We start from the raw sequence: 5,070 nt of genomic DNA, 5'->3' as shown, positions 1-5,070 counted from the left end.
CCGCCACGAGGGCGGGACGGCCGTCGCGGCGCACCGTGATGGTGGCGGCGGTGGCCGGCCCCACGTGCCGCGCCGCCGCACGAGCCAGCCCGTCGACGAACTCCTCGACCTCCGCCGTGGTCAGCACCAGACCCTGCAGCTCGATGATGGCCGCCGCGCGGGCTGCCTCGTTCATCGTCGGCTCCTTCCCCCTCCCAGGATGCCACCGTCCCTGGTGCGACGGCGTGCGCACGGTCAGGGCGAGAGCTCGGTGAGCAGGGTGGGCAGCTCGCCCACCAGCTCGCGCGCCAGGTAGCCCACGCGGCCCGTCCGGGTGGCCAGCCGGTCGCCGGCGACGGCGTGCAGGTACGTGGCCCAGCAGGCCGCCTGCTCGGCGTCGGCGCCGCGCGCCAGGAGCCCGACCAGGGCACCGGCGAGCACGTCGCCGCTGCCCGAGGTGGCCAGACCCGGCATCCCGGTCCCGAGCTGCCAGGTCCGACCGTCCTGCGCCGCGATCGTGCCCTGGCAGGTGACCGCGGCGCCGTAGTCGGCGGCGATCCGGGCGGCGGCGTCGTCACCGACCTCGTCGACACCCAGGAGCAGCGCCGCCTCCGCCGGGTTCGGGGTCAGGACCAGGTGCCCCCCGAGCGGCTCGGCGACCTCGGGCACGCGCGGCAGCACGCCCAGCGCGAAGGCGTCCAGGAGCACCGGGGTCCGGGGTCCGAGCCGGGGCCCCAGCGCCTGCAGCAGGGCGACCGTCCGGTCGGCGTCGTCGAGGCCGGGACCGACCAGGACCGCGTCGGCGGCCTCGAGGTCGCCCTCGATCACGTCCGTGCCCGTGCCGTCCACGGCGCCCGCCTCGGTCTCCGGCAGGCCGACCACGCCGGCCTCGGGGAACGCCACCGCCAGGGCGACGGCGACCGAGCGGGCGACGGCCAGGGTGAGCCGGCCGGCGCCGACCCGCAGCGCGGCGGTCCCCGCCAGGAGCGTGGCGCCGGGGGTTCCCCGGGCACCGCCGACGACCAGCACCTGCCCGCGCGCGTACTTCGTCCCGCCGGGGGCGGGGAGCGGCCAGTCCCGCAGCAGCGCTGGCGTGATCGTCTCAGTGGGGGAGGGCATCGCGGTCTCCGGGGTGCTGCGTCACCGGGGTGTCCTCCCGCACGAGGTGGGCGTCGTCGTTGACTGCCGTGGCGCTCCACCCGTCGGTGGTGCGGACCAGGCGGGTCACGGCGGCGTTCCGGACGGGCGTGTGCCGCGCCAGCTCGAGGACGTCGCGCTCGGAGAGCCGCTCGCACACGTAGCGGACCGTCATGATCACCGCGTCGTGCGCCACCACGAGGACCCGGCGACCGTCCTCGACCCGGTCCAGGTCGCCCAGGAACGCCCGGACACGCAGCGCCAGATCGGCCCAGGACTCACCCCCGGGTGGCCGGTAGTAGAACTTGCCCAGGTGCCGGCGTCGGGCGCTCTCTGCCGGGTAGCGCGCGTCCACGCCCGTCGTCGTGAGCAGGTCCAGGATGCCCAGCTCCCGGTCGCGCAGGCGCTCGTCGGTGCGCAGAACGAGGCCGGAGCCCGCCTCACGCATCGCGATCGTGGCCGTCTGGACCGCGCGCAGGTACGGCGAGGACCAGGCCGCCTCGGGGGCGTCGTCCCGGCTGCAGCCGCGCAGCCACGACCCCAGCGCCGCGGCCTGCTCGGCGCCGAGCCGGGACAGCGGCGTGTCGGCGTCGCGGGTCTCGAGGTCGATCACCTCCAGCCCGGAGCGCTCGGCCTCGGTCGCGGCCACGTTGCCGACGCTCTCCCCGTGGCGCACGAGGATGAGCTCCTGGACCCCGGAGGGCTGTGCTGCGGTCAAGGATCAGCCTCCCGCACTGACGTTGTCGTACGCCCGCTGTGCCGCGGCCTGGGCGTCGGCGAGCGCCTCACTGGCCGACTTGTCGCCGAGCAGCGTGGCGGTCACCGCGTTGTTCAGCTCGCTCTGGATCTCCTGGCCCGCCGGCGAGGACCCGAACGTCCGGCCGTAGTCGAGGACGTCGTAGAACGTCGAGATGACCTGGTCGAACCCGGCGTTCCCGGTGGCGACCACGAACTGGTCGCGGATGGCCTGGTCGGCCTCGGGGGAGCCGGTGAAGAGCCCGGTGTTGATCCCGCCGTTCTCCTCGAGCGTGGCGCTGCGCGCCTCGGCGGCGGCCTGCCACGCCTCCAGCGACGTGAGCTCGAGCGCCCAGGCGCAGGCGGCGCCGGGGTTCTGCGCGCCGGCCGGGATGACGAACGCCTGCCCCGAGGCCACGGAGAACGGGTTGCCGTCCTTGTCCTTGAACGGCACCGCCTCGAGCTGCACCTGGTCGAGGTACGGCGACAGGACGTTCGGGTACCACTGCGCGTTGACCTGCGCGCCCACCTGGTCGGTGACGTACTGGTTGTTGTCGCCGAACGCGTCGAACGAGTCGGTGAAGCTCTTGACCTTGGCGAACCCGCCCTGGGCGTCGGTGAGCTGCTTGAGCAGCTCGAGGCCGGCCTCGTTGGCGGGGTCGTCGAGCGTGGGCCGGCCCTCGTCGTCGGTCAGCTGCCCGCCCATCGCGAGCACCCAGAGGCCGGCCTGCCCGGTCGCGACCGGGTCGAGGCCGAGCGTGGTGGGGACGCCCCCGCTCTCCTTGTACATCGCGGCGACGGCGGCGAGCAGGGTGTCGGGGTCGGAGGTGTCGATCTGGTCGGCCGTCACCCCCGCGGCGGACATGACCCGCGAGTTCAGCAGGACCGCGGGCGGCTGGTAGAACTGCGGGACCGCCCAGACCTCGTCCTCGAACCGCACGTCGTCGACGACGAACGGGTACCACCGCGTCTCCGGGTCGACCTCGTGCGCGGCGAAGCACTCGTCGAGCGGCAGGATCAGGTCCTGCGCGGCGTAGGTGGTCACGTAGCGGCGGTCCATCTGGACGACGTCGGGCACGTCGCCGCCGGCCAGGCGAGTGGTCAGCTTCTGTGCGTCGAACGCCGTCTGGTCGAGCTCGACGGTGACGCCGTCGAGCTGCGCGGCGGCGTGGTCCAGGCGCGCCTCGCCCACGTCGTCGGCGTTGTCGAACGCCCATCCGTTCAGGGTCCCGGTCGGGGTGGCCGAGAAGTCCGCGCTCTCGGCCCCCGCGGTGCTGTCGCCGCCGTTGCCGCCGCTGCAGGCGGCCAGTGCCAGTGCGGCCACCGGCAGGACCGTGAACGCCCGGACGAGTCTGGTCTTCATGGGTGCTCCTTCGGAGCCCGGTCGGCGTCGTCGACCGTCCGGGGCGCCACCGTCACGCAGGGGTGCGCGTGCTCGGGGCGGGCGTCGCGCGCCTCGTCTCGACGCGCCCGCGGTCCGGGCCACGCTGGACCGGACCGGTGCTGGTACCCAGGGTCAGCGCAGTCGGACGGTTCCGCATCCTGAGACGCTCAGCCTTCGATCCCCGTGGCGTCGTGCGGCGACCCGACCGGCTTGGACTCGGGCGAGCCGCGCTCCCGCAGGTAGATGGCCAACACCACCATGCTCGCCACCGCGAGGAACTCCGACTGCCAGTTCTGCAGCGTCCGGCTCCAGAAGTCGGGCAGCAGGAGGTACTGCGTCCAGCTGACCGGGTCGTGCAGGTCGCGCATCTGCTCCTCGGAGTACGCCACGGCACCCGTCACCGACTGGGCGAGCCAGGACAGCAGGAAGATCGACCCCATGACCAGGCTCAGCGAGTGCGAGTAGACGGAGAGCCGCCAGCCGCGCACGCGGGCCCACCGCGGGGAGCTCTCGGTGGAGAACTCGGCTACCTTCTGCTCCCGGTCGCTCTCGCGCCCTGCGGCGTCGAGGTGCTTCGACTCCGGTGACCCGCGCTGCAGGAAGAACACGGTGGCGACGACGTAGAGCAGGAACTGGAGGAACTCCGACTGCCAGTTCTCCGTGACGTCGACCGCGAACGCCGAGCTGGTGACGTACTCGCCGAACGTCAGCGGGTCGAGGCCGGCGCCGAGCTGCTCCTCGTTCATCAGGGCGACGCCCGACACCGCCTGGCCGACCAGGGCCGCCAGGAAGATGCCCCCGAAGAAGAGGGTCAGGCTGTTCTCGCGCAGCGTCTTCATCGGTGTGCGATCCCGAGCGCCAGGCAGTACGCCAGCCCGAGCAGGATGCCGACCAGGCAGGTCCAGAACAGCAGCCGCATCATCACGCACCCTCCAGGACGCAGTCGTAGGGACGGGGTGGCCGCGGGTCGCAGCCGGCGGCCGTGATGAGCCAGCGGCTCCCGGAGACCGTGAGGAACAGGACGTCGGTCGGGAGCGTGACCTGCGCCTGCCGTCCGGCCACCCGGCCCGATGGCGTGGAGCCGTCCTGCGCCCGCTCGGTCAGGGTCTCGCCGACGTCGCCGTCGAGGATCGCCTCGTCGCACGGCAGGCCGGCGTCGTCCTCGAGGGCCTCCGCCGTCGCGGGGGCCAGCAGGGCGCACGCCCCGGCGCCGTCCGCCGCCGCGACGGCCCGGTAGAAGTCGCGCGCGGCCGTGCCGGCTGTCTCGGCGGCCGGTCGTGAGGTGCACCCGGCCAGGGCGAGCGCAGCGCCGACGGCCAGGCAGACAGGGCGACGCCAAGGACGGTTCGGGGTCACGGGGTGAGCGTAGGGCGCCGCGTCGGGGGTCGCACCAGGCCGGACCGGTTGCCGATCCCACGCCGGTGGCTACGTTCGAGCCATGGCGACCGTCACGCGAGACCTCCGTTGCCCACCCCACGCCGTCCTCGACGTCCTGGCGGACGGCTGGTCGTACGCCACCTGGGTGGTCGGGACGGCGCGGATCCGCGCGGTCGACCTCGGCTGGCCGGCGCCCGGCGCCCGGATCGCGCACTCGGTGGGGCTGTGGCCCGCGCTGCTGGACGACGTGACCGTGGTGCGGAGCTGGGACCCGGAGCGCGGCATCGACCTGCAGGCGCGGGGCTGGCCGGCGGGCGAGGCCCGGGTGCAGATCGAGGTCCGCCCCCGACCGGGCGGCTGCACCGTCGCGATCTCGGAGGACGCCGTGCGCGGACCGGGCACGCTGGTGCCCCGGCCGCTGCGCAGCGCCGTGCTCGTGGCGCGCAACACCGAGGCGC

The 5,070-nt window shown here is 74.2% G+C and carries 6 protein-coding genes; 1 reads left to right on the top strand and 5 read right to left on the bottom strand.

The window, feature by feature from the left end:
• Nucleotides 1-234: 234 nt before the first annotated feature.
• From RYN42_RS19640 to RYN42_RS19620, 5 genes are all read right to left on the bottom strand, one after another.
• Nucleotides 235-1,098, bottom strand: a complete 864-nt coding sequence (locus RYN42_RS19640) for an NAD(P)H-hydrate dehydratase (protein WP_315099148.1) — start codon at nucleotides 1,096-1,098, stop codon at nucleotides 235-237.
• Entirely contained in the window at nucleotides 1,082-1,834 is a 753-nt protein-coding gene (locus tag RYN42_RS19635) for a histidine phosphatase family protein (protein WP_315099145.1), read from the bottom strand. The genes RYN42_RS19640 and RYN42_RS19635 overlap by 17 nt, the downstream gene beginning before the upstream one ends.
• A 3-nt stretch (nucleotides 1,835-1,837) precedes the next feature.
• Nucleotides 1,838-3,214 (bottom strand): sugar ABC transporter substrate-binding protein, encoded by a 1,377-nt coding sequence (locus tag RYN42_RS19630; protein ID WP_315099142.1) that lies wholly within the window; start codon nucleotides 3,212-3,214, stop codon nucleotides 1,838-1,840.
• 188 nt (nucleotides 3,215-3,402) lie between these two features.
• Nucleotides 3,403-4,074: a DUF6766 family protein gene (locus RYN42_RS19625; protein WP_315099137.1), complete on the bottom strand. Its 672-nt coding sequence runs from the start codon at nucleotides 4,072-4,074 to the stop codon at nucleotides 3,403-3,405.
• A gap of 82 nt (nucleotides 4,075-4,156) precedes the next feature.
• Nucleotides 4,157-4,591 carry a hypothetical protein gene (locus RYN42_RS19620; RefSeq protein ID WP_315099134.1) on the bottom strand — a complete coding sequence of 145 codons (435 nt, stop codon included), beginning with the start codon at nucleotides 4,589-4,591 and terminating at the stop codon, nucleotides 4,157-4,159.
• An 82-nt stretch (nucleotides 4,592-4,673) separates the two neighbouring features.
• Between RYN42_RS19620 and RYN42_RS19615 the strand changes: the two genes are divergently transcribed.
• Nucleotides 4,674-5,070 (top strand): SRPBCC family protein (locus RYN42_RS19615; protein WP_315099131.1); only part of this gene is annotated, 397 nt, incomplete at its 3' end.

It is taken from the genome of uncultured Cellulomonas sp. (genome assembly GCF_963527515.1).
Lineage (GTDB): Bacteria > Actinomycetota > Actinomycetes > Actinomycetales > Cellulomonadaceae > Cellulomonas.
This window is presented reverse-complemented; position numbering and strand designations above follow the sequence as displayed.

Coding starts and splice junctions, on each gene's coding strand:
- RYN42_RS19625 (WP_315099137.1), bottom strand. CDS start 4,074: ATGAAGACGCTGCGCGAGAACAGCCTGACCCTCTTCTTCGGGGGCATC.
- RYN42_RS19630 (WP_315099142.1), bottom strand. CDS start 3,214: ATGAAGACCAGACTCGTCCGGGCGTTCACGGTCCTGCCGGTGGCCGCA.
- RYN42_RS19640 (WP_315099148.1), bottom strand. CDS start 1,098: ATGCCCTCCCCCACTGAGACGATCACGCCAGCGCTGCTGCGGGACTGG.